Origin of the sequence: Planococcus sp. FY231025 (assembly GCF_052078085.1) — a bacterium.
Taxonomy (GTDB): domain Bacteria; phylum Bacillota; class Bacilli; order Bacillales_A; family Planococcaceae; genus Planococcus.
Window position 1 is genome coordinate 323,789 of the sequence record NZ_JBQJJG010000007.1, and the last position, 21,515, is coordinate 345,303.

The following is a 21,515-nucleotide window of genomic DNA, read 5'->3' on the forward strand; positions in this document are numbered from 1 at the left end:
CCATCCTGCGCGCTATGCGGAAGGATGGCTTTTTTGCGTTTATTTGATGGTGCAGGCATTCGGGCCCCACTCGCTATGGGTTTTTGCGGTGCTGACCCAGTGGAGCTGATTCAGCACTTTATACGAACCAGTCGGCAGATCCTTGAAGCTCAGGAACGAAATCTGAGCGCCGGTCGCCGTGCTGCGCCAGCCGGGTTTGGCATCGGGATTCAAGCCGTACTGCGTGACGTAGGCGTAGGCATCCCATGAACCGACGCCGGTCCATTGGACGTATTGCTTGCCGTTATACCTGTATAAAATAGGATTCCAGAAAACCGTATCCGTGCTGCGGCCGTTCCAGGCGGTGGCATATCGCGGTGTATTGGCTTTAACGATGCCTTTGCCGTTGACAAATGCGCCTTCGCAGGCAATCGTGCGCATATCATGTGCCGGCCAGCTGCCGCCGTCATTATGGGCAAGCACTGGAGGGGCATGGAACATCGCTGCTGCTGCCAAACAAGCAGCCAAGAGGAGTTTCGGTCCGGCAAAACGTGATTTCTTTCCAGGGCTGCTGATGGAATCGCGGTCAGTTGGCAAATGAACCCCTCCTTATAGTTGATATGTGTCGGTTGGAATATTCAGATTAATATCATCTTATCATAAATTTACCAGAATATAAGATTTTATTCAAAAGATAGGCCGAAAATTCGGAAAAGAATACGATTAATAATTGAATATTGACAATTAACAGAAAACACCTACCATTAGAAGTAGAAAAGCGCGAGGCTGAGGTAGCATAAAACCCGGAAATATATCAGACAAGGAGGAAGAGATTTTGACTATTTTCGAAGAAAAACAGCCAGCTGTGTCCGTGGAAAAGCTGAAGTGGATGTATGAAATGATGGCGAAGAGCCGATATTTTGAAGACCAGATGGTGGAAGTCTATACGGAAGGCAAGACGCCGGTATTCAATATCGGTGCGGGGCCAGTCCCGGGAGAGATGCATCTGTCGACAGGGCAGGAACCGGCGGCCGCAGGTATTTGCGTCCATCTCACCAAAGACGACACCGTAACCGCCCCGCACCGGCCGCATCACCACGCCATTGCGAAAGGCGTCGACCTGAAAAAAATGACTGCTGAAATGTTCGGGAAAAAAACGGGGCTAGGCAAAGGGAAAGGCGGCCATATGCACCTGTTCGATCCAGAAGTGAAGTTTTCCTGCGGCGGGATTGTGGCTGCTGGAATTCCGCATGCGGTTGGAGCTGCTTTGGCAGCCAAAATGCAAGGGAAGGACTGGGTGGCCGTCGCATTCATCGGCGAAGGCGCAGCGAATGCCGGAGCGTTCCACGAATCGCTGAATTTGGCGGCGGTTTGGGATTTGCCGCTCATTGTCGTGGTTGAAGACAATTCGTACGGAATTTCCGTGCCGAAAAAGTCGGCGACAGCCGTGGAAACGAATGACCTCCGGGCTGCCGCGTACGGGATTGCAGGCGCCCATGTAAAAGGCAATGATCCGATTGCGATGTACAAAGCGTCGGAAGAAGCTGTTGCGAGAGCCCGCAATGGTCAAGGCCCGACCATTATCGAAATCGAGACATACCGGTTCCTCGGGCATTTCCAGGGTGATCCGGAACTGTACCGTGATAAAGAGGAGGTCCCGGGCCTTCGCGAGCAGGACCCGATTTTAAAACTGCGGAACAGTCTGGTGGAATCAGAAGGTGCAACGGACAAGGAACTCGAGGAAATTGAAAAGCGGGTGAAGCAGGAAGTGGACGAAGCATACCAGTTTGCGCGTGACAGCGAGTACCCTGCACCGGAAGATGCGCTGAAAGATGTCTTCTCATCTTAAAAACGAAAGGGGCTATAAAAGAATGGAAACAGCAAAAAAAAGGATGCTGACAGGCAATAAAGCGATGGCGGAAGCCATTTCTCAGGAAATGGAACGTGATCCGAACGTTTTTGTACTAGGGGAAGATATCGGGAAATACGGCGGCATTTTCGGTTCCACGCAAGGGCTGATTGAAAAATTCGGCGCCTCCAGGGTCTTGGATACGCCGATTTCCGAGACAGCTTTTATCGGTGCAGCTATCGGGGCGGCCGCTGAAGGCATGCGTCCGGTTGCTGAATTGATGTTCGTCGACTTTTTCGGCGTCTGCATGGATCAGATCTACAATCACATGGCGAAAATCCAGTACATGTCCGGAGGGAACGTCAAATTGCCGATGGTCCTGATGACGGCTGTCGGCGGCGGCTATAACGATGCTGCGCAGCATTCACAGACGCTTTACGCAACATTCGGCCACATGCCAGGTTTGAAAGTGGTGGCGCCTTCCAATCCATACGACTTGAAAGGCATGATGGTCTCAGCCATCCGCGATGACAATCCGGTGCTATTCATGTTCCATAAATCGCTTCAAGGATTGGGCTGGATGGAACAGCTTGATGCAGCAGTGGATCACGTACCGGAAGAATCCTATACCGTGCCGCTCGATAAAGCGAAAGTTGTGCGGGAAGGAAAGGACGTGACAATCGTCGGATTGCAGATGATGGTGCACGAGGCAGTTGCAGCTGCTGAGAAACTTGCAAAAGAAGGCATTGAAGCAGAAGTGATCGACCTCCGTTCGGTGGCGCCGATCGATAAGGAAACGATCATCCAATCGGTTAAGAAGACCCATCGGCTGTTCGTCGTGGACGAAGATTATAAATCATACGGCATGACTGCAGAAGTGGCCGCGATTGTCGCTGAAGAAGTATTCTACGATTTGGAAGCGCCGATCCGCCGGCTGGCAAATCCGGATGTTCCGATTCCATATAGCCGGCCAATGGAGCAATTCGTCCTGCCGAATGCGGACAAGATTTACGAGCATGTGAAAAAACTGATGAATGAATGACAACTGGGGTACAGGAGGCGTTTGGATGTTTGAGATGAAGCTGCCGAAAATTAGGGAAGACGTTGATGAAAGCCTGGTCGTCATCTGGTTTGTTTCAGCAGGAGATACCGTAAAAAAAGGCGATCGGCTATTGGAAGTGCAGACGGAAAAAGAAGTGACGGAAATCGAATCAGAGAGGGATGGCGTCATCAAAGAAATCAAAGTGAAGCGCGGGGAATCCGCCAAAGTGGACGAAGTCCTTGTCCTGATCGGGGAAGACGGGAAAGAAAAGGAGGCGGAAGAGCAGAAACTGGTTGAAGCTGCAGCAGAGCCGGATAAAACCGGGAAGAAACCCGCAGCGAAGCGAAAGGGCAAGAAGCCGGAAGAACAGGAGATCGTTGGAAAAATTGAGAAACCAGCTGAAGAGAAGGCACAAGAAACTGTACAAGAAACTGTACAAGAAACGCCCCGGGTAGCACCCGGCCTGCGGAAGCTCGCGAGGGAGCTAGGCGTCGACTTGGAGAACGTCAAAGGTACCGGACGGAACGGCAAAATTACAGAAGAAGATATTCGCGGAGCGGGAGCGGGTGAGCCCGAAGCAGCAGAAAAATCGTCTGCAAAAGATGAAACATCAGCTACAGATGAAGCATCCGCAACAGTAGAAGACGCCGCAACGACTGAGGATTCCGGATCACCGGGTGGGTTGGCTAAGGCGGATGGCGGCAAAGCACAGGAAACTGCAGGAGCTGAACCTTCCGAGAATATCATCCCGCTGACTGGCACACGCGGAGTGATTGCCCGCCGGATGACGCAGAGCCTCCAGCAAAGTGCCCAGCTGACCGAGATGGCATGGGCGGATGTCACGAAATTGGAAGCGAAAAAAGAAAAGCTGGGAGAGGGCGCCGGTTGGACTGCCCTGTTTGGCAAAGCAGTCGCACATGCGCTCCAAAACCATCCGGCATTGAATGCCCATATCTCAGAAAATGGAATCCAGTTGAAAAAGACGGTTGACCTTGGATTTGCCATCGATACCGAAAATGGACTGCTCGTTGCCAGTGTGCCCCGGGCAAATGAAGGGACTGCAAGCGAACTTCATCAGAAACTCGGTGAACTGGCTGAAAAAGCGCGCAGCGGAAAACTATCCAAAGAGGAAAGTTCCGGCAGTTCCTTTACGGTCACAAGCCTTGGCGGCCATTCTGTGCAATTTTTCACGCCAATCATCAATCCGCCGGAAACGGCTATTCTCGGCATCGGCAAAATCGAAGACTATCTGGTGATGGAGGGCCGGAAAGTGCGTGTCCGCCGCCGGGTGCCGCTCAGCTTGACGGTGGACCACCGCGCCATTGACGGCGCTCCGGCTGCCAAATTCCTTGATGAATTGATCCGACTTCTGGAAAAACCCAAACGGTTTCTGGAGAAAAAAGAAAAGTGAAAGCAAATTAGGTGAACCAAACAGCCCCTTCCTTGTCCGGCATACTGGCAAGGAAGGGGCTGTTTGATTATAAGCAATGGTCTATTCCTGAAATTCCATTTCCGGCATCCATCTCGCTATATGCTGTTTTGTTGCTTCGTTAAGCTTTGGGTCGACGGTTTTCAACAGTTTGACTTGGAAATCCTTCAAATCGGTGTTTTCGACAAATGTCGGCGTAAAAGCCGGGTTTGCCAGCATGACCGTTTCAGAACCTGCCTTTTCCGTCTTTATAGCTGTGATGTGGACGATGCCGCCGACCTTCCGCTCGAGCACGTCCTGCCCCGACAAGAAGTTGCCCAGTGAATACACGGCAAATACTTTTCGCCCGTCGGACGCATGGATCCACTGGGCAGGCTGCAGCACGTGCGGATGGTGGCCGAGAATGACGTCGGCTCCGTGTTCTGCCGAAAAATGCGCGAGCTCGAGCTGTTCGGCATTCGGCATGGTTTCATATTCGACCCCGAAGTGTAGGCTGAGCACGACGATATCAGATTCGGCACGGGCTATCGCCAGGTCCTGTCTGATCTTTTCCTTGTCGATCCGTTGGACGAGGTATTCTTTTCCCCGAGGGGTTTCTTGCCCGTTCGTGCCATAAGTATAGGACAAGAAAGAAAATGTGATGCCGTTCTCGGTAAGCGACACGCCGGCGTCTTTCTCCTTTTGCGCCGGAAATGCACCGGTTGTCTTAATGTCGAGCGACCGCCAATGGCCAAGTGCATTTCGGATGGCTGTTTCGCCGCGATCGAGTGTATGGTTATTGGCCATCGAAACAATATCAACGCCGGCATTTTTCATTGCGTCGCCCAACTCAAAAGGGCTATTGAAAGAAGGGTAGGTCGACACGCCGATTCCACTGCCACCGATGAGGCTTTCCGAATTTGCAATGGTGATGTCAGACTGGGAGAGGAACGGCGCCACTCCTTCAAACATCGGATGGAAATCATAGCCATCTGCGGTTTTGGCGTCTTGATAAACGGTGCCGTGGATAAGCACATCCCCTATTGCAGAAATCGATGCGCTGCGGGTGCGGCTGAATTCGGTAGGAACTTCGCTTGACGGTGCCAGGCGGGCGCCGAAATTACGGGAGCTGGCTTCTAAGACGGCAGCCGGTTCCGGCGCACAGCCGGCCAGTGCCAACCCGGCGGCCAGAAAAGCGGTGATGAACATTCTGCAACGTGATTTCAATTTGGTTGATCCCCCGATCAAATAACCTGTTGAAAAATTTATTAAACAAGCAAACGTCGATAATAACTTTTTAAACATTGTACTGTTTTTGCGAGAAAATAACTAGCTTGTTTTAAAAGTACAGGGAATAAAGATACACGTGTATAAATTGAAAACAATCAGATGTTCCTTAGTTGGCTGTGAACTATTCTTTTTCACGCATGTTGGCGGATGAATTCCTGTACGGCAGTGCTCCCTTCTTTTTCATGGCCGGATAAAAGATGTCCTCCGCTTTCGAAAAGCGCCGTTTCCGGATGGGTCCGGGCAATGAACTTTTCGGTGTTGTCGAACAATACCATCGGATCGTCCTTGGCGTGTATGACAAGGATCGGTGCTTTGATTTCCTCGACGGGGTACTCTTCGTAATTCAAGTCCATGTCGAGGTTGGTGACGTTGGCGTCCGTCTCAATGCCTTGGCGGCGCGGCTTCACCGGAAGCATCGTCTTGAGGAAGTCCTTGTCGACATCCGAACCGAACAGCACGCTAAAGACCGGCCCCAGCGATTTGGTCGTCAGCCACATCGGAAATTCGCTCAACAACGGGATCGGCGGGCCGGCCGGCTTTAGTTGTTCCGGTGTCATTTTGCAGGACGGAACACCGGAAGACAAAAGAATCAGCCCTTTTGTCCGTTCGGGGTAGGTAAGCGCAAATGACAGCGCGGCTGCGCCGCCGGCAGAAGTGGCCAAGACGAAAGTTTTTTCGATTTTCAACTCGTCGAGCAACTCCGCAAACACCCGGGCCTGATTTTGAGGCGTCGGATGGGCCGGCAGCTTGGAGCCGGGATAACCGAAACGGGAAGGGGCGATTTTCCGGCAGTTTTCGCCGACAATTGCCTTGAGGGAAGCGATGCCCTGGTCGTAGCCGCCGAATATGCCATGGCTGATGAGGATCGCTTCACCGGCGCCTTCGTCAATGTAGGTCATTTGGCCAAATTCGGATTTGAAACGCGCCACGCCGTATTCTTCAAGCCGCTTATAGGCGCTCCGCATATCCGAAACGTAGAGGAGCGGAACCGTTACAGCGGCAACCGCAGCAGCCGCTTGCAGATATTTCTTCAATGGAATTCCTCCTTTTATCTAAAAATTCAGTCTTTTATTGATTTTAGTATACCTGATTGGGCGATTTAAAGAAATGCCGTGAACAAGTAAAAACCCTTCATGCATGAACATGAAGGGCGGTTGCATCGATATTATGGATTGGTCGACCAAAGTGCAGCGGATTTCAATAGGATCCGCGGATGCAGTTTCAATTGTGCCACCATGACTTCCGCTAAGTCTTCGGGATGCATGACGTTTTCCGGATCGCCTTGGATCAAATTCTCCGAGTACGCCAAGTCGGTGACCACAGTACTTGGCATCAACGCGCTGACCCGGATATTGTGCTTGCGGACTTCGAGCATCAGCGACTCGGTCAAACCAAGCACACCGAATTTCGAAGCGCTGTATGCGCTCGTGACCGGCGCTCCTTTTTGGCCGGAAGTGGAAGAGATGTTGATGATATCGCCGCTTTGGCGTTCGATCATTTCAGGAAGAACGGCCCGCGTCACGTTATAGACGCCCATCAAGTTGACATCGATGATGCTGCGGAATTCTTCCGGCGACAATTCAAGGAACTTGCCGAATTTCCCGATGCCCGCATTGTTAATGAGGATATCGATGGGACCGAGTTCCGAGCGGATATGTTCGACAGCCGCGGCTACAGCGTCGCTGTTGGAAACATCTGCAGCGGCCATGGCAGATTTGGCTCCGTATTGCTCGAGTTCCTTCAGAACTTCTTCAAGATGCGCACCAGTTCTGCCAATGAGTCCGACGTTGATCCCTTCTTTGGCGAAAGCGATGGCGGCTGCGCGCCCGATGCCCCTTCCGGCGCCTGTGATAATGGCGGTTTTGCCTTTTAGGTTTTGCATGAAAACACTCCTTAAATTCTTATTGTCTCCAATACTATATCAACCCGTTCCGCAGAATGCTAAACATTGTACAGAAAAAGGATTATGGAATTCGATGTGGAATTTAAAAAGGATAACGCAGCTTATACCAAGCTGCAGACTGGCGGGAGGAATTACAATGACGGAAATTTTTTTCCACCGTGGATTGCATGGGGCTTCAGCGCATGTAGACACCGCAAGCATTTTTGAGGGGTTGGACTGGCAGGCATCGGGCAAGAAGCCCGATAATTGCCCCCACTCTGTTTGGGAACTGCTTTTCCATATGAATTATTGGCAGGATTTTATGCTGGCCTACTTGAAAAACAAAACCGTGAAAGATCCCGTGCATCCTGAAGAATCGTGGCCGGCCGATCCGGCGCCGCAAACCCGTGAAATGTGGGAATCCGGGGTCGAGCGCTTTTTACAGGGATTGAAGGCAGCTGAAGAAGAGGCAGGCAAAGATCTTTCGGAGCCGGGATACGGGAAATCCGGACGGACACGCGCCGATTTGCTGATGGTGCTCGTCAACCATAACAGCTATCATGCAGGGCAAGTCGTAACCGTCCGCAGCCTGATCGGTTTATGGCCACCGCAAAACGATGCCGAAGCCTGATTGGCATCGTAAGAACAAGTTGCTGGCTAAAGCAATATATGATTATTGGATGAATGGGATTCGGGAAAAAGTGGACCTTTTGGCCAATAGGGCGGTTGTGATTCGAAATAAAATCAAAAATTATTAATAAAATAAGATAAAAGAGATTTATCGTCCGTAGCGTTTCGTAAAGCCACTTTCTATAATGGTTGAGGTGGTGGACTCCTTCAGGCATTGCGCCGAATTTAGAGGAGACGGACGGAGGTAGTTAAAATGATGAAAGAATTGGAAATGATCGCCCAGGCACAAAAAGAAGCAGTAGAATGCAATGCCCGCATTGCATGGAAGTTCCAAAAGGAGGAACAGGAGACATTTGGGCATAAGGCTTGGCGGAAACTGAAGGGGATCCGGCAGGGCTTCCGGCAGGATCCAGGGAAGAAAAAGCCGTTAGCCCATTCCTAGGGAGCCCGGCTGCGGATGCGGCCAGCTGTTTCAAGAGGCGCTCCAAAAGCCGGATGTTAATGGCAAACCCGCATTGGAGAGGATCCGATTATGCGGACTTTTTCATTTTTAAACAGACTAGAACAATCATGGAAGGGGTGTTTCTATGGTGGTATTAACCGATTTCGGGAAGCGCGTGAAAGAGCTGCGCTTGAAGGCTGGCATTACACAGGAGTCTCTGGCAATCCGGGCCGAATTGGACCGTTCCTATGTAGGCGCCATCGAACGGGGCGAGAAGAACTTGTCGCTCCTCAATATCGAAAGCTGGCCAATGCGCTGGATGTGGATCTGTCGTATTTGTTTGAGCACGAAAGTTTTGCTCCGCGTTCCGCATTTTTCAAACGCGAGCTTAAGAAACCGCTCGAAGAACGGTTCATCTATGACATCAACCTGATTGATCAGGTGATTTCATGGCGGATTGCCGGGCCGCTCAGTGAAAACGATGTGCAGAAGATCGCACAGCACATCAAAAGCCTGGCGCTGCTTCTGAAGCGGGGGGAAATTAAATTATTGATCGACAACGAAGCGATGGTGGTCGATGGGCAGCCGTTCGTGTTTAGCCCTGAAGTCTACGATGTCTGGGAAGACCTGCAGCTGTGGCTTCTGCCATACTTGAGCAAAGTGGCCGTATTGTACAACTCAACTTTCATGAAGAACCAGTTGGACCGCTTGGCAAAACGAAGCGGCATCGCTGGGATCTCTAAGCATATCTTCAGCAGCGACACGGAAGCGAACCGCCGGGAGGCGTTGGAATTTCTGGGGCTCACAAGCAACCGGATTTTGGCAGGAGCCGAAGGCAGCCGGTATGTTAACTTGATCCAGGAGGAACCTCATGAGAAAAAAACGACAGTTTGAGATCGGCTGCGCAGATGGATGGATATTATATAAAAACAATCCAGGCGACAAGGCCGGGAGGATCACCACTCGCCGTCAACTCAAAAGGAAATTCAAATTCAACCGAAACTTTTTCATGCGGACAAACGTATAAGCAAGAGGTCTTAAGAATAGGCGAGATACGCGAAGGAGATGAAGTTCGTGCAATCGGATCATCCTTTAAGTGCAGAAGAAGCGAAATATTACTTCACCCGGGTCAAAGATACCCATGAAGAAGAAGGACGCAAATTCATCACGCTTTTCGCGCGGCTGTCAGTTGACTGCAATGCCGAAACCAAAACCGCATGGGTTGAGCTTGAAGAAGTGAATTGGAGCGGGGCTCCGGAAAAAATGAAGAAGATGCCGGATGCAATGCGCAGATTCACCGTATCGAAACCGGTGTTCGAGGAATTGGTACAGCTTTCCAAAAAGCGGCACCAGGAACTTTATTTCCTGACGCCGATCTACCGCAACAGGGAAGTGCGCCGGTTGATCAAGTAAATGCAGGCTTTGCGGGTTTCCTGCGAAGAGCTGACAGGCGCATCCTTCTCTTCGCAACGGCGATGCGCCAATAAAAAAATGAGTATAACAATGATTCACTTTATTCATTGAACCGTGTCCGATCTACTCCATCGAACACGGTTTTTTGCATGGAGAAATAAAAACCCCTTTCTTTACAAGTGTTATATAATCTGAATAGAAAGAAAATTTTAAGGAGGAAGTACTTTGATAACTTATGGACAGACAGCAACGAGCATTTTGGATATGGATGCGACACAAATTGCAGAGCTGATAGCGGCTCGTAAAATGACTTCACGGGAAGCTGTGGAGCAATATATTGCCCATATTAAACGGGTCAATCCTTTGGTGAATGGCTTGGTGGAAGATCGCTTTTTGGCTGCATTGGAAGAGGCGGAAGGGGCGGACCGAAAAATCGCGCAGAACGAACCCGGCGGCCGGTTGCTGGGAGTGCCGATTACCATCAAAGAAGCGTTCGATGTCGCTAAGATGCAAACGACCGGCGGCCTCCTGCGGCGCAAAGGGTTTGTGCAGCATGCGGATGCGGAAGTGGTGCGCAGGTTGAAAGTGGAAGGTGCCATCGTCCTCGGGAAAACCAATACGCCTGAACTGTGCTTTTGCCAGGAGACGGACAATAAACTCTACGGCCGGACAAACAATCCGCATGACTTGACCCGTACGGCAGGAGGATCGAGCGGCGGGGAAGCGGCAATGATTGCGGCAGGTGCTGCAGCGGCGGGGCTTGGGTCTGACATTGGCGGATCCATTCGGTTTCCGAGCCATTTCAATGGGGTGGTCGGATTTAAATCAGGAAACGGCCAAGTTTCCGCGGAAGGCAGCTACCCAAAGGTAGACCATGAACTCCAATCGCGCATGCTCGGCATCGGGCCGATTGTGAAATCGGTGCGGGACGCACGCCTCCTTTACAATATTGTGGCGAAAAAGCCGGCGCCGGTAAAACAGCTCGGCCAGTTCACGTTCAATGTCCTGCCGAAGACCGCGTATCCATTGTCGCCTGCTACTGCCCACCTGCTGGACTCCATCTATGCGGATTTGCTTCAGGAGTTTGATGCGGAGAGGGAAGTGCCGCCTTATTTCGAGGAGTCGGCACAGATATGGCAGGAAATCATGTCGATCGGCGGGGCGGAAGGGCCACGGCAGGAAGCGTTCGGCGGCCCTTCCGGACTTCCGATGCAAGCTTATGTCAAAGAGCGGCTGACAGGCAAAGCGGATATCCATAAGTATTTATCCTGGGCGCTTGTCGGCGCCGGCTTGTTCAAGCCGACGCCTAGGAGGCTGAAGAAAATCCATAAAGCCATCCGGCACGGCGACCATATCCTCGATGGCTATTTGCATCAGCATATCCTGGTGATGCCCGTCTACCATTCCGGGGCTCCCAAGCACGGAATGATGTACAGTGAAATCTTTTCAATCAAGAAAACCTATCAGGTCTTCATGCCCTATACGGCCTATGCAAACGTCTGGGGGCTGCCGGCTTTGACGGTTCCTGTTGGTGTGGATGAGAACGGCATGCCGGTCGGGGTCCAGCTGATCAGCAAGAATGGCAACGAAGATGCTTTATTCAGCCTGGGTGAATGGCTGGAAAGGCATTACGGCGGCTACCGGCGGGCGCAATTGCTGTAACGTCCGGCAGGTTGTTTTATTCGCATAGGAGAGGGGAAACAAGGAATGACGAGGAAAACTAGAGGAGGGGTTGGATGAGAGTATTTGTTTTTGGGGGCGGCGGCGACGTCGGTGAGCACGTTTTGAGGCAGCTTGCTGAACGCGGGCATGAGTCCATTACGATGGCAGAAACACAGAACCGGGCGGAAGAACTTCGGATGCTAGGAGCTTCAGAAGTCATTGTGGCAAAAGAGAAGAAATTTTCCGGTGTCGTGAAAGGATGCGAGGCTATCGTTTATATTGCCGGAGCCAATCCGATTGCCGGGGAGAACAAAAATATATTGGTCGATCATCAAGCGGTCATCCGGTCTGTAGAAGCTGCGCGGCAAGAAAATGTCCAGCGGTTCATTTATGTGAGCCCGGTCCATCCGGAAGAATCGGATGAATCGAAGGAAACCGGCGGAAAAGAACAGCCGGAAGAACTGGTCAAACGGTCTGGGTTCATCTATACCGTGATCCGGCCTTCGAATTCTGTCAGCAAACCGGGCAAAGGGACCATTGCCATTTCGCCTGCCGATAGCAGCATTGATGAAGAAATCCCCTATGAAGATGTTGCAGCTGTAGTGGTGGAAGCCCTCGACAGCCAGGAGACATTCAACCGATCATTCGGGATTGCAGCCGGGGGAACGGCGATCAAAGAAGCATTTCGTTCGCTGCAGTAGAGAAGGAAGACAAATCCAAAAGAGGTGGTTTATTTATGGGGAAAATTTCAAAATACTTGCCATCGGCACTGACAGGCTCTATGATTGTCGCGCCGCTGGCGTATGTGGCATACCTGTACCAAAAAGATGATCGTCAGAAACAACATGCGATTCTCCGGAATTTCCCGCTATTGGGCCGGGTGCGGTACATGACCGAAGCTGTCGGGCCGGAACTGCGGCAGTACTTATTTTCGGATGACAACGAAGGGAAGCCGTTTTCGCGCATGCAGTTCGAAGATGTGACGCGCGCTTCAAAATACAATCAGCGTCTCATCGGCTTCGGTTCGAACCGGGATTTTGAAGAAGAAGGCTTCTATATCCGCAACAGCCTGTTTCCTCGGCTGGATACCGAACTCCGCGTCGACAACTCGAAGAAAGTCAATACGTATAAATACGTCATCGACAAAGAAGGGCTGATGACGCGCAAAGAGCACCGCGAGGAAGTGCAGATCGACCCGTACTACCTCCGGGATGAAGATGCTGTGGTCCTTGGCGAGGGTCGTGTGCGCCAGCCATTTCGCCTGAAAGGGCTTGTCGGCCAAGCCGGCATGAGCTATGGCGCTCTTGGCGATCATGCCATTTCCGCCTTATCGAAAGGCTTGGCGCTGGCTGGAGGCACGTGGATGAACACCGGGGAAGGCGGATTGTCGGATTATCATCTCAAGGGCGGCGCCGACATCATCATGCAGATTGGCCCAGGCCTTTTTGGTGTCCGGACACCGGCTGGCGAGTTTTCGATTGATGCATTCAAGGAAAAAGCGGCGATTGACCAAGTGAAAGCATTTGAAGTGAAGCTTGCCCAAGGCGCGAAGACCCGAGGCGGACATTTGGAAGGAAAGAAAGTGACGGAAGAGATTGCACGCATCCGTCTGATCGAACCCGGCAAGACAGTCAATAGCCCGAACCGTTTTGTGGAATACGATACGTTTCCGAAACTGTTCGATTTCATTGACGAGCTGCGCGAAGTGGGCGGCAAGCCGGTCGGCATGAAAATTGTGGTCGGCGATATCGAAGGTTTGCGTGAAATGGCCCAGATCTTGAAAGAGCGAGGCCCGCAGAGCGGCCCGGATTTCATCTCCATCGATGGTGGAGAAGGCGGAACAGGTGCTACATATCAGGAACTTGCCGACTCGGTCGGTCTTCCAATCATGACGGCACTCCCGATTGTCGATGAAGTGCTCCGTGAATACGGCGTCCGTGATCAAGTGAAGCTGATCGCTTCGGGCAAACTTATCACGCCGGACAAAGCGGCGATTGCTCTTGCTATGGGCGCGGACCTGGTACAGATTGCGCGTGGCTTCATGATCAGCGTCGGCTGCATCATGGCTGAAATCTGCCATACGAACACTTGCCCGGCCGGAGTAGCGACAACGGATCCGGACCTGCAGAGCGGCCTGGTAGTAGAAGAGAAAATGTACCGCACGACCAATTACGTCACGTCGCTGCGCGCTGGCCTCTTCAACATCGCTGCGGCAGCAGGCGTCGATTCGCCGACAAAACTTGAACGCAAGCATATCCTGTTCAAAGACGGCAACGGCCGGATTTCGGATGTCGAAAACATGCTCGGAAAAATTACTGGTGCTCTAGAAAAATAAACACTTAAAAAGGACCTTTGAGGTCCTTTCATACTGTAGACAAAGTTTTATTTGAATGAATAGAGATGTATAAGCCCGACCGGGCTGGCCACTTCGCTTTCCGTGGGCTCGGCCTCAGCCGCTTCCCTCGCTTCGCTCAGTCCAGGGTCTTCAGCTCGAGTCGCTTCGCTGCTCCCACAGGAGTCTCGTGGCCAGACCGGTCGGGCGTGTCACCTGTATCAAAAGGATAAGGTTGGGGCGCTAATCATGCTTTGACCAACTGGGTGTAAGCTGCTGGCTTCAGGATCTGGAACGGAAGGCGGCGTCTCCTGCGGGATAGCGAAGTGCCGAAATCCACTCGGACGCCAGTCCGAGTTAGTTCGGCGCGAGCCCGCGGAAAGCGTCCGCCTGAAGTGGAGGATCCAACACAGCTTTCGCTAGTTTTATTCATCTACTTGAAAAATAATTCTTTTGTCTACAAGCTCAAAGGACCCTTGAGGTCCTTTTTTCTATGTGGTAATGATCTGCAGCAAGATGGCGATGAATGCCATGCCGATCAAGAAAAATGGGAAGCTGCTCTTTTTTTCTTCCGGCAATTCATCGTTGAGAATATTGAGCACAACGCCGCCTGTCAGGAATGAAGAGAGGAAGGCAAGCGTTAATTCGCTGGCATGGGTGGTCTCATATAAAATCCAGCCAACCAGTACCGATAGCGCCAAAATCCATCTGCCGGCCTGCGTATACAAATCTTCGTGCGTCAAGTGAAGAATCCGGTTGTTGGCGATGAAATGGAAAGAAAAAACGATGAAATAAACGACGTACGCTCCGATATTGTCACCCGTCAGTTCATTCAGGAGGTAACCGATCAAACCGTTATACATAGCAAAAACGGTTATTTCCATAATGAATATAGGTTTGGATGGCCGGGTGAGGTTCTCCCGTTTTCTGTTCTCCCGCTCGGATTTTTCGCTTAGCTGGTTGATGCCGTAAAACACGGCGATGCCCAACAACGCTGACATATAAGTTATATAGTCTATATTTTCAAGTCGGGTGCCCAGATAGGCTTTTTCCGCCACTTCCTGGTAATGGGTCAATTCAGGGACAAGGTGCAGGAGTACATAGGCGATGGAACCGCCAGAGACCAGAGAGATGATCCGATTGGTCAGCTTTTCATGGAAATATTTTATTTTATCTGTGAAGATATGGACCAACATGAAACCGGAAATGACAAGCAAGCTGACGATGAACATGGAATCACTCCTTTTGTTTGCCTACTGCAGCGATTAACTTTGTATACCCATATCAAGCACTGCGTAATTCCTGTTCGGGCATGGAGCTTCTTATTTTATTAAAGACGGGTTGCGAAGGAAGTGACTGGAAAACGCAGGCTTTAAACAGTAAAGGGGGAACCATTGGCTTAAACACCGGTGTGTCAAATAGATATTATGGATGACGCTTTATTGACAAAGGAGTGATGGAGAGCTATAATTTGGATGAATTAAGCAAGTATTCAGTTTATTCTATCATACTTGCTTTCAGGTTCCTGCAATGGAGGGAGGGGAACCTTACGAGCGCTTTTTTGCCTTGCCGTTCCATTTGCCTGCCGGTGTGAATGCCAAAATTCAAAGAGGAGGAGTTTTAAAAATGAAAAAAATGTTGCCGGGCGGACGTGATGATTTTTTCCCGAATCTATTCGGAAGCGGTTTTGAAACGGATCTGTTCGATCGCTTTTTCAAAGAAAGCAACTATCCGAAAGTCGACATCAAGGACATAGGAGACCGGTATGAACTGGATATGGATGTTCCCGGATTCTCGAAGGAAGATGTGAAAGTCGAATACCGGGACGGCTATCTGGAAGTGGAGGGCAAGCACGAAGAAAAGAAGGAAACGAAGGAAGAGGATGGCCATTACATCCGCAAAGAGCGCTCTTACGGATCGTTCAAACGCAGTTTCTATGTAGGGGATATCGATGAAAACAGCATCTCAGGTTCTTTCAAGGACGGCATGCTGATGCTGCAGGTCCCGAAAGCGAAAGAAGAGAAAACGGAGAAAGTTAAACGGATCGAACTTCAGTAAATCTTCAAATAGGGAAAAGCCATTCAGGTAGTGCACAGCCTGGATGGCTTTTTTCGTTTTGCCGTGGAACCTCGGGCTTTTTGGGATTGAAAATATCGCCGGCATATGGATATAGTAGAAACAGCAGAATCGGCAAGAAGGAGAGAAGAGGTGCTAGAGATGGCAGAGGCGATTTTCGGTTTGCTTTACCAAGCGGCGGCGTTTGTTTTGGGCATTCTGTCAAGGCTGGCCGCGTGGCTCCTTGGCTCATTTTTTGAAGAGAAGCTTGGCAGTGTTTTGGAAGAGTCTCTCGATCCCAAAAAGAAATTGGAACAGCAAATTAATAAACTCCAGGGGGAACAGTGGTTTAACGAACTCGAAGCAGACTATCGGTATGGCTATATTATATGGAACAATGGCAAAGTGGGGAAATACCTGGCGGATGACGAAAATATCTCGCTGCTCCTAAAACTGCCGGAATCACAAGCTGAATTCACTCAGCTTGTGATTCATGAGCATCGGAAATTTATAGCGCGGTGAAGGACCGGTAAGAAAGGCAGCAATGGCCCTTTATTGATACGCCGTACTTCACCTATTTTTTGCATAAAACTAAGGAGGGATTTTATGAATATCGTATTGATGTTGAAGGAAGCGTTCTATGAAGCGGATCCGCATCTGATCGATAAATTGAAGGAGTTCGGAGCGGTGTCCGCCCTCCATACAGACCAAGGCATTGAAAAAGAGCAGCTGAAGGAGGAAGTCGCAAACGCCGATATTATCGTAGTCAATATCGTGAAACTTGACCGGGAGGTGATGGACGCAGCTCCGAATCTGAAGCTCATCGTCAAATACGGCGCCGGTGTCGACAACATCGACATCGCCTATGCCCATGAGAAAGGCATCCGCGTCACAAGCGCGCCGGGGCTCAACGCACCTGCAGTAGCGGATCACGCTTTTGCCTTGATGCTTGCGGCTGCAAGGCACATCCCTGCCAGGGACAATGACTTGAAGGCCGGCCGCTGGACGACCGCAATGGGCGTTGAAGTGTCAAACAAGACCTTAGGCATTATCGGTTTCGGCGCCATCGGCAAAGAACTTGCGAAGCGGGCGACAGGATTCAGTATGCGGACACTGGTTTTCGGCAATCACAAAGATCATGCCGCTGCCCAGCAGCTCCACGCGCAATTTGTCGAACAAGAGCAATTGTTCAAAGAAGCCGATTTCATCATAGTGGCCACATCATTGACCCCGGAAAACCGGCATATGATCAATAAGGCAACTCTCGGAATGATGAAGCCAAGCGCTTTTCTTATCAATACCTCAAGGGGCGGTTTGGTGAATGAAGAAGATTTGATGGCAGCTCTTGAACAAGGAAAAATCCAAGGAGCGGCATTGGACGTCTTTGAAAACGAACCGCCGGTGAACCGGCTGCCGACAATGGAAAAGGTGGTTGCCACGCCGCATATCGCAGGCGCTACTTTTGAGGCGGTCGAGCGGATCAGCGATTTATCGGTCCTGAATATCGAAAGGCTGCTAACCGGCAAAGAATTGGAACATGAAATAAAACCGGTGACAAAATAGAAGGCAGGCGGAAAAGGCGCGAGGGAGAGCTTCCTTGCGTCTTTTTTTCCGTTATGCCTGTTTATCCAACGATTTTTAAAAAGAGAAAAATAAATAATAAATATTCGAAAGGAGTAATAAATATAAAAGGAGTTTTAAAAATTTTAGCGAATTTATTTATTAACATTAGGCAAAAGAGCTTAGGTTTTGTATGGACCAAGTTCGAAATGCCTATCCGAGTTGCACATGCCGAATTCGATAAAGGGGGAAGGGTAATGTTGATCAGTCCGAATCACGACCATGCTGCTGCCTTGGTTTTAGAAGAATTGCAAACGCTTCTCAATGAAATGAAAGCATTCTGTTTAACCTACGGTCCGCAAAGAGAAGATATGGAAGAAGATGATGACGCGGCAATCCTGATGCTCGACATTGCCCTTCTTCTGCCGCCGAACCTGGAGGGGTGCCTCGAAGCGATTCGGTTGACTCGCTATTTCCTGGATGAACACTGCTGGCAGGAGGATGCGGCGCTTGAAGAGGAACGGCTCTTGCTGCTGGAAAGAGCATACCGGGTCCTGCCTCGGGAAAAAAGGCCGCGCCGGGTGATGCGCCAATGGCTGCAGGACCTGGAAAGCAAAGCGATCCGACTGTTTTAATGCCAAAATGAAAAGAGCCCAGAAAAAAATCCGGGCTCTTTTCTTGCGGTGATTTATTCGTTGAACAAGTTCATGCTCAAATACCGTTCACCGGTATCGGGTGCAATGCACAACACTTTTTTGCCTGCCCCAAGGCGCTTCGCAGTTTCAATGGCCGCAAAAACGGTTGCTCCCGCTGATGGGCCGACGAAAATGCCTTCTTCGAGCGCCATTTTCTTAAAGGAGTCGATGGCATCTTCATCTTCGATCTGCATGATTTCATCATAGATGCTCGTGTTCAGGATATCCGGGACAAAGCCGGGGCTAGTGCCGACCAGTTTATGTTTGCCGGGTTTGCCGCCGGACAGGACCGGCGATCCTTTCGGTTCAACTACGACAATATGCAAATCGGGCAAATGGGCTTTCAGCGATTCGCCTGTTCCGGTGATGGTGCCGCCGGTGCCGGCAGAAGCGACGAAAGCATCGAGCTTGCCGTCCATCTGCTCGAGGATTTCAGTTGCTGTGGTGTGCCGGTGGGCATCCGGATTCGCCGCATTCTCGAATTGCTGCGGTATGAAGCTGCCGGCAATGCCTTCTTTCAATTCGAGCGCTCTCTTAATCGCGCCAGGCATCTTGTCATCGGCCGGTGTCAATTCCACTTCTGCTCCATAAGCTTTCAGCAAGTTGATGCGTTCTTTGGTCGCATTGTCCGGCAAGACCAGGATGGCCCGGTAGCCTTTTGCAGCAGCCACCATGGCGAGCCCGATGCCTGTGTTGCCGCTCGTCGGCTCAATGATCGTCGCCCCCGGCTCCAAGATGCCCTGTTCTTCAGCGGCCTTGATCATATTGTAGGCGGCCCGGTCTTTGACGCTTTTTGTCGGATTGAACATTTCAAGCTTTACATAGACATCTGCAGCGCCGTCTGGCACAAGTCTGTTTAATTTGACGACCGGCGTATTGCCGATCAGTTCTATAATACTGTTATAGGGTTTCATTGAAGCAAACAACCTTTCAAGGGTATGGAATAATTCCATTGTAATATAAAAAGAAATGTCCACCAAACAGGACAGCTTGAAATATGGAACCTTGGAGCATCGCTTCCGTAGAATAAATACCATGAGTCAAAGGGGGCTGGGAATGAAAAGCGTTTGGCGGATGCTTGCCCTGTTCGCGCTTGCCGGGATGATGGCAGGCTGCGGTGGCGATAAAGAAGATTCAGAGAAAGGGGGAAATGGAATGGAAGTGTTTGAAGGAGGTTGGGAAGGATCGATTGAGGTGCCCAATCAGCCGCTGCCGATCCAGGTGGAGTTCGGCGAAGAAACGAGTTCGCTCAGCATACCGTCGCAAGGAGTGAGCGGAATGCAGATTTCACGGTTGGCGTTTATCAATCCGGACATCTCATTCGAGGTGGAAATGCAAGGCCAGACCATTTCTTTTGACGGCACGCGCAATGAAGAAGAAATCAACGGTACATTCACGCAGGCTGGAAAGGAATTTCCATTCAAGCTGAAAAAAGGCATCGCTGAAGAAAAGGCGGCTGACGAAAACATCGTCGAGGCCCTTGCCGCCGGCGGGAAAATGAAAGCGGTGCTCGAAATGCCGGAAGGCGAAGGGCCATTTCCTGCGGCTGTAATAATTGCGGGTTCCGGCCACAAGGACCATAACGGCAATTCGCCGGCAGGCGGCACCAATGACAGCCTGAAAATGCTGGCCGAAGGGCTGGCAGCGGAAGGGATTGCCAGCGTCCGCTATGATAAGCGCGGCATCGGCATGAACACAGCGCTTGGCGGCAGCGAGGCGGACATCCGCTTCGGCGATTTTATCGCGGATGCAGCCGTTTGGACGGAATACCTGGAAAGGGATGGGCGCTTCTCAGAAACGGCCGTCATCGGCCACAGTGAAGGGGCATTGATCGGATTGGCGGCAGCACAACAGGCGGAAGCCGGCCGTTACGTCTCCATCGCAGGGGCGGGCCGGCCGATTGATGAAATTCTTTTGGAGCAGCTGAAACCGCAACTATCCTCCGACTTGCTGGAAGAAACAGAAGCCATCATTTCCGCCTTGAAGCAGGGGGAAGAGGTTGAAAAAGTCAGCCCCGAGCTGCAGAGCATTTTCCGGCCGTCTGTCCAGCCGTATTTGGCGTCCTGGATGGCTCTCGATCCGCAGCAGGAGATCCGGAGATTGGACGTTCCTGCAATCATCGTAGCCGGCACGCACGATATCCAAGTTCCGGTGGCGGATACTGAAGCGCTCCAGGCAGCGCAGCCGGAGGCGGAACTGCTTGTCATCGAAGGGATGAACCATGTGCTGAAACCGGCGCCAGCCGATCCGCAAGGGAATATGGCGGTCTATTCCGACCCGGATCTGCCATTGGCAAAGGGGCTGATTGAAGGGATTGCACAATTCATCAAAGCGGAACAATGAAACGAAAAACAGGGGCTGTCTAAAAAGCCCAAAACGAAAGGCTCGAGGAGAAAAGCAATGCTTTTCTCCTCGAGCCTTTTCCTTATTCTATAACGGCTGATGGGAATGGAGGCGGCGACTCCAGCGGGACAGCGAAGTGCCGAAATCCACTCGGACGTTAGTCAATGCTTGACCGAAGCTTGCGAGGGCAAGTATTTGCGACGAGCTTGCGCAGGAGCACAGGTTCTTAGTTAGTTCGGCGCGAGCCCGCGGAAAGCGTCCGCCGCAATGGACAGCAGCCCTTTTAGGACAGCCCCTATTCCGTTCCAATCAGCGTGTACGAAGTGTCCGGATGGCCCGCCAGACGAGCAAGCCGTAGCCGATCATCAAGCCGTAGCCGCCGAAGATCAGCAAAGCCGGAACGTATCCCGGCGTATCCGGGGAGTCGGTCGACATGCCGGCCAGAAAAAGGGGCATGATCGGAAACATGACGGCACCCGGGCCTGAACTGATCAGCAGTACAGCACCGGGTGCAATCACAAGCCATGGCCAAATCGGCTTTTTCTTTTTTGCCGGAATGGGAGCTTTGTCAGATGACGGTTCTTTTTCCGGCTGCAGAAGCGCCACTTCTCTTTGGTGAAGCTGATAAGCTTTGACCGCTTTGTATGAGCGGACCATCGCCCATAGGGCTGCGGCAGGCAAAATCAGCATGAAGGCAGTCAACAGGCTCGACATGAAACTGATTTCGTCGGGTTTGAAAAATGGGACCAACAGCAGGATGATGCTTGCCGGAGCGGTCAATGTCAGGAAGGCGGCACCGAAAATCAGGATAAACCATGCCCAGATCGGTTTTTGTGGAACTGGCGGCTGCGTCATTGTCTTTTCCCCTTTGAAGTGATGAAGTCTCTTTTAATTATAAAATGGAGTGAGGCGAAAGGAAATTCCCAAAGAAGC

General features: G+C 51.2%; 23 protein-coding genes. 16 read left to right on the forward strand and 7 right to left on the reverse strand.

Translation table 11 applies throughout. The annotated features are described in order from the left end of the window. Nucleotides 1–39: 39 nt before the first annotated feature. Nucleotides 40–576 carry a hypothetical protein gene (locus ACTL32_RS11425; protein ID WP_441341604.1) on the reverse strand — a complete coding sequence of 179 codons (537 nt, stop codon included), beginning with the start codon at nt 574–576 and terminating at the stop codon, nt 40–42. A gap of 292 nt (nt 577–868) precedes the next feature. Between ACTL32_RS11425 and ACTL32_RS11430 the strand changes: the two genes are divergently transcribed. From ACTL32_RS11430 to ACTL32_RS11440, 3 genes are read left to right on the forward strand one after another with little or no spacing between them, the layout of a single operon-like run. Next, nucleotides 869–1,828: a thiamine pyrophosphate-dependent dehydrogenase E1 component subunit alpha gene (locus ACTL32_RS11430; protein WP_441341669.1), complete on the forward strand. Its 960-nt coding sequence runs from the start codon at nt 869–871 to the stop codon at nt 1,826–1,828. 22 nt (nt 1,829–1,850) lie between these two features. After that, a complete protein-coding gene (locus ACTL32_RS11435) occupies nt 1,851–2,870 on the forward strand; it encodes an alpha-ketoacid dehydrogenase subunit beta (protein ID WP_441341605.1) in 1,020 nt (339 codons plus the stop codon). A 25-nt stretch (nt 2,871–2,895) separates the two neighbouring features. After that, a complete protein-coding gene (locus tag ACTL32_RS11440) occupies nt 2,896–4,281 on the forward strand; it encodes a dihydrolipoamide acetyltransferase family protein (protein WP_441341606.1) in 1,386 nt (461 codons plus the stop codon). A gap of 81 nt (nt 4,282–4,362) precedes the next feature. On the opposite strand, the gene ACTL32_RS11445 is transcribed toward ACTL32_RS11440, so the two are convergent. The 3 genes from ACTL32_RS11445 to ACTL32_RS11455 all read right to left on the reverse strand — a co-directional run bounded on the left by ACTL32_RS11445 (nt 4,363) and on the right by ACTL32_RS11455 (nt 7,450). After that, complete coding sequence (locus tag ACTL32_RS11445; RefSeq protein WP_441341607.1) at nt 4,363–5,505, reverse strand: CapA family protein; 1,143 nt, start codon at nt 5,503–5,505, stop codon at nt 4,363–4,365. 194 nt (nt 5,506–5,699) lie between these two features. Continuing rightward, the gene (locus ACTL32_RS11450; protein ID WP_441341608.1) at nt 5,700–6,602 is read right to left on the reverse strand and encodes an alpha/beta fold hydrolase; all 903 of its coding nucleotides are present in this window, start codon (nt 6,600–6,602) and stop codon (nt 5,700–5,702) included. A 131-nt stretch (nt 6,603–6,733) separates the two neighbouring features. Beyond that, the gene (locus ACTL32_RS11455) at nt 6,734–7,450 is read right to left on the reverse strand and encodes a 3-ketoacyl-ACP reductase (protein ID WP_441341609.1); all 717 of its coding nucleotides are present in this window, start codon (nt 7,448–7,450) and stop codon (nt 6,734–6,736) included. Nucleotides 7,451–7,607: 157 nt separating this feature from the next. On the opposite strand from ACTL32_RS11455, the gene ACTL32_RS11460 reads away from it, so the two are divergent. The 8 genes from ACTL32_RS11460 to ACTL32_RS11495 all read left to right on the forward strand — a co-directional run bounded on the left by ACTL32_RS11460 (nt 7,608) and on the right by ACTL32_RS11495 (nt 13,932). After that, the gene (locus ACTL32_RS11460) at nt 7,608–8,081 is read left to right on the forward strand and encodes a DinB family protein (RefSeq protein WP_441341610.1); all 474 of its coding nucleotides are present in this window, start codon (nt 7,608–7,610) and stop codon (nt 8,079–8,081) included. A gap of 252 nt (nt 8,082–8,333) precedes the next feature. Next, nucleotides 8,334–8,522, forward strand: coding sequence for a hypothetical protein (locus ACTL32_RS11465; protein WP_441341611.1), 189 nt, complete (start codon nt 8,334–8,336; stop codon nt 8,520–8,522). A gap of 145 nt (nt 8,523–8,667) precedes the next feature. Continuing rightward, the gene (locus ACTL32_RS11470) at nt 8,668–8,955 is read left to right on the forward strand and encodes a helix-turn-helix domain-containing protein (protein ID WP_441341612.1); all 288 of its coding nucleotides are present in this window, start codon (nt 8,668–8,670) and stop codon (nt 8,953–8,955) included. Then, nucleotides 8,859–9,416 (forward strand): hypothetical protein, encoded by a 558-nt coding sequence (locus ACTL32_RS11475; RefSeq protein WP_441341613.1) that lies wholly within the window; start codon nt 8,859–8,861, stop codon nt 9,414–9,416. The genes ACTL32_RS11470 and ACTL32_RS11475 overlap by 97 nt, the downstream gene beginning before the upstream one ends. 180 nt (nt 9,417–9,596) lie before the next feature. Further along, nucleotides 9,597–9,935: a hypothetical protein gene (locus ACTL32_RS11480; RefSeq protein WP_441341614.1), complete on the forward strand. Its 339-nt coding sequence runs from the start codon at nt 9,597–9,599 to the stop codon at nt 9,933–9,935. Between the two features lie 225 nt (nt 9,936–10,160). Beyond that, complete coding sequence (locus tag ACTL32_RS11485; protein WP_441341615.1) at nt 10,161–11,597, forward strand: amidase; 1,437 nt, start codon at nt 10,161–10,163, stop codon at nt 11,595–11,597. A gap of 74 nt (nt 11,598–11,671) precedes the next feature. Beyond that, nucleotides 11,672–12,298 (forward strand): NAD(P)H-binding protein, encoded by a 627-nt coding sequence (locus ACTL32_RS11490; protein ID WP_441341616.1) that lies wholly within the window; start codon nt 11,672–11,674, stop codon nt 12,296–12,298. A 35-nt stretch (nt 12,299–12,333) separates the two neighbouring features. Further along, on the forward strand, nt 12,334–13,932 hold the full coding sequence (locus tag ACTL32_RS11495; protein WP_441341617.1) for an FMN-binding glutamate synthase family protein: 1,599 nt from the start codon (nt 12,334–12,336) through the stop codon (nt 13,930–13,932). A gap of 488 nt (nt 13,933–14,420) precedes the next feature. Here the strand turns inward: ACTL32_RS11495 and ACTL32_RS11500 are convergent, their stop codons facing one another. Then, entirely contained in the window at nt 14,421–15,161 is a 741-nt protein-coding gene (locus tag ACTL32_RS11500) for a hypothetical protein (protein ID WP_441341618.1), read from the reverse strand. 394 nt (nt 15,162–15,555) lie between these two features. On the opposite strand from ACTL32_RS11500, the gene ACTL32_RS11505 reads away from it, so the two are divergent. The 4 genes from ACTL32_RS11505 (at nt 15,556) to ACTL32_RS11520 (ending at nt 18,179) form a co-directional block, all read left to right on the forward strand. Beyond that, the gene (locus ACTL32_RS11505) at nt 15,556–15,987 is read left to right on the forward strand and encodes an Hsp20/alpha crystallin family protein (protein ID WP_441341619.1); all 432 of its coding nucleotides are present in this window, start codon (nt 15,556–15,558) and stop codon (nt 15,985–15,987) included. Between the two features lie 159 nt (nt 15,988–16,146). Continuing rightward, entirely contained in the window at nt 16,147–16,506 is a 360-nt protein-coding gene (locus ACTL32_RS11510) for a hypothetical protein (protein WP_441341620.1), read from the forward strand. 84 nt (nt 16,507–16,590) lie between these two features. Next, the gene (locus ACTL32_RS11515; RefSeq protein ID WP_441341621.1) at nt 16,591–17,547 is read left to right on the forward strand and encodes a phosphoglycerate dehydrogenase; all 957 of its coding nucleotides are present in this window, start codon (nt 16,591–16,593) and stop codon (nt 17,545–17,547) included. 254 nt (nt 17,548–17,801) lie between these two features. Next, complete coding sequence (locus ACTL32_RS11520; RefSeq protein ID WP_441341622.1) at nt 17,802–18,179, forward strand: hypothetical protein; 378 nt, start codon at nt 17,802–17,804, stop codon at nt 18,177–18,179. 53 nt (nt 18,180–18,232) lie between these two features. On the opposite strand, the gene cysK is transcribed toward ACTL32_RS11520, so the two are convergent. After that, entirely contained in the window at nt 18,233–19,153 is a 921-nt protein-coding gene (gene cysK, locus ACTL32_RS11525) for a cysteine synthase A (RefSeq protein WP_441341623.1), read from the reverse strand. Nucleotides 19,154–19,295: 142 nt separating this feature from the next. Between cysK and ACTL32_RS11530 the strand changes: the two genes are divergently transcribed. Further along, nucleotides 19,296–20,582, forward strand: coding sequence for an alpha/beta hydrolase (locus ACTL32_RS11530; RefSeq protein ID WP_441341624.1), 1,287 nt, complete (start codon nt 19,296–19,298; stop codon nt 20,580–20,582). 309 nt (nt 20,583–20,891) lie between these two features. On the opposite strand, the gene ACTL32_RS11535 is transcribed toward ACTL32_RS11530, so the two are convergent. Further along, on the reverse strand, nt 20,892–21,437 hold the full coding sequence (locus tag ACTL32_RS11535) for a hypothetical protein (RefSeq protein WP_441341625.1): 546 nt from the start codon (nt 21,435–21,437) through the stop codon (nt 20,892–20,894). Between the last annotated feature and the right edge of the window lie 78 nt (nt 21,438–21,515).

Coding starts and splice junctions, on each gene's coding strand:
- ACTL32_RS11530 (WP_441341624.1), top strand. CDS start 19,296: ATGAAAAGCGTTTGGCGGATGCTTGCCCTGTTCGCGCTTGCCGGGATG.
- ACTL32_RS11505 (WP_441341619.1), top strand. CDS start 15,556: ATGAAAAAAATGTTGCCGGGCGGACGTGATGATTTTTTCCCGAATCTA.
- ACTL32_RS11495 (WP_441341617.1), top strand. CDS start 12,334: ATGGGGAAAATTTCAAAATACTTGCCATCGGCACTGACAGGCTCTATG.
- cysK (WP_441341623.1), bottom strand. CDS start 19,153: ATGAAACCCTATAACAGTATTATAGAACTGATCGGCAATACGCCGGTC.
- ACTL32_RS11465 (WP_441341611.1), top strand. CDS start 8,334: ATGATGAAAGAATTGGAAATGATCGCCCAGGCACAAAAAGAAGCAGTA.
- ACTL32_RS11490 (WP_441341616.1), top strand. CDS start 11,672: ATGAGAGTATTTGTTTTTGGGGGCGGCGGCGACGTCGGTGAGCACGTT.
- ACTL32_RS11435 (WP_441341605.1), top strand. CDS start 1,851: ATGGAAACAGCAAAAAAAAGGATGCTGACAGGCAATAAAGCGATGGCG.
- ACTL32_RS11430 (WP_441341669.1), top strand. CDS start 869: ATGTATGAAATGATGGCGAAGAGCCGATATTTTGAAGACCAGATGGTG.
- ACTL32_RS11520 (WP_441341622.1), top strand. CDS start 17,802: ATGTTGATCAGTCCGAATCACGACCATGCTGCTGCCTTGGTTTTAGAA.
- ACTL32_RS11460 (WP_441341610.1), top strand. CDS start 7,608: ATGACGGAAATTTTTTTCCACCGTGGATTGCATGGGGCTTCAGCGCAT.
- ACTL32_RS11535 (WP_441341625.1), bottom strand. CDS start 21,437: ATGACGCAGCCGCCAGTTCCACAAAAACCGATCTGGGCATGGTTTATC.
- ACTL32_RS11510 (WP_441341620.1), top strand. CDS start 16,147: ATGGCAGAGGCGATTTTCGGTTTGCTTTACCAAGCGGCGGCGTTTGTT.
- ACTL32_RS11470 (WP_441341612.1), top strand. CDS start 8,668: ATGGTGGTATTAACCGATTTCGGGAAGCGCGTGAAAGAGCTGCGCTTG.
- ACTL32_RS11455 (WP_441341609.1), bottom strand. CDS start 7,450: ATGCAAAACCTAAAAGGCAAAACCGCCATTATCACAGGCGCCGGAAGG.
- ACTL32_RS11500 (WP_441341618.1), bottom strand. CDS start 15,161: ATGTTCATCGTCAGCTTGCTTGTCATTTCCGGTTTCATGTTGGTCCAT.
- ACTL32_RS11440 (WP_441341606.1), top strand. CDS start 2,896: ATGTTTGAGATGAAGCTGCCGAAAATTAGGGAAGACGTTGATGAAAGC.
- ACTL32_RS11515 (WP_441341621.1), top strand. CDS start 16,591: ATGAATATCGTATTGATGTTGAAGGAAGCGTTCTATGAAGCGGATCCG.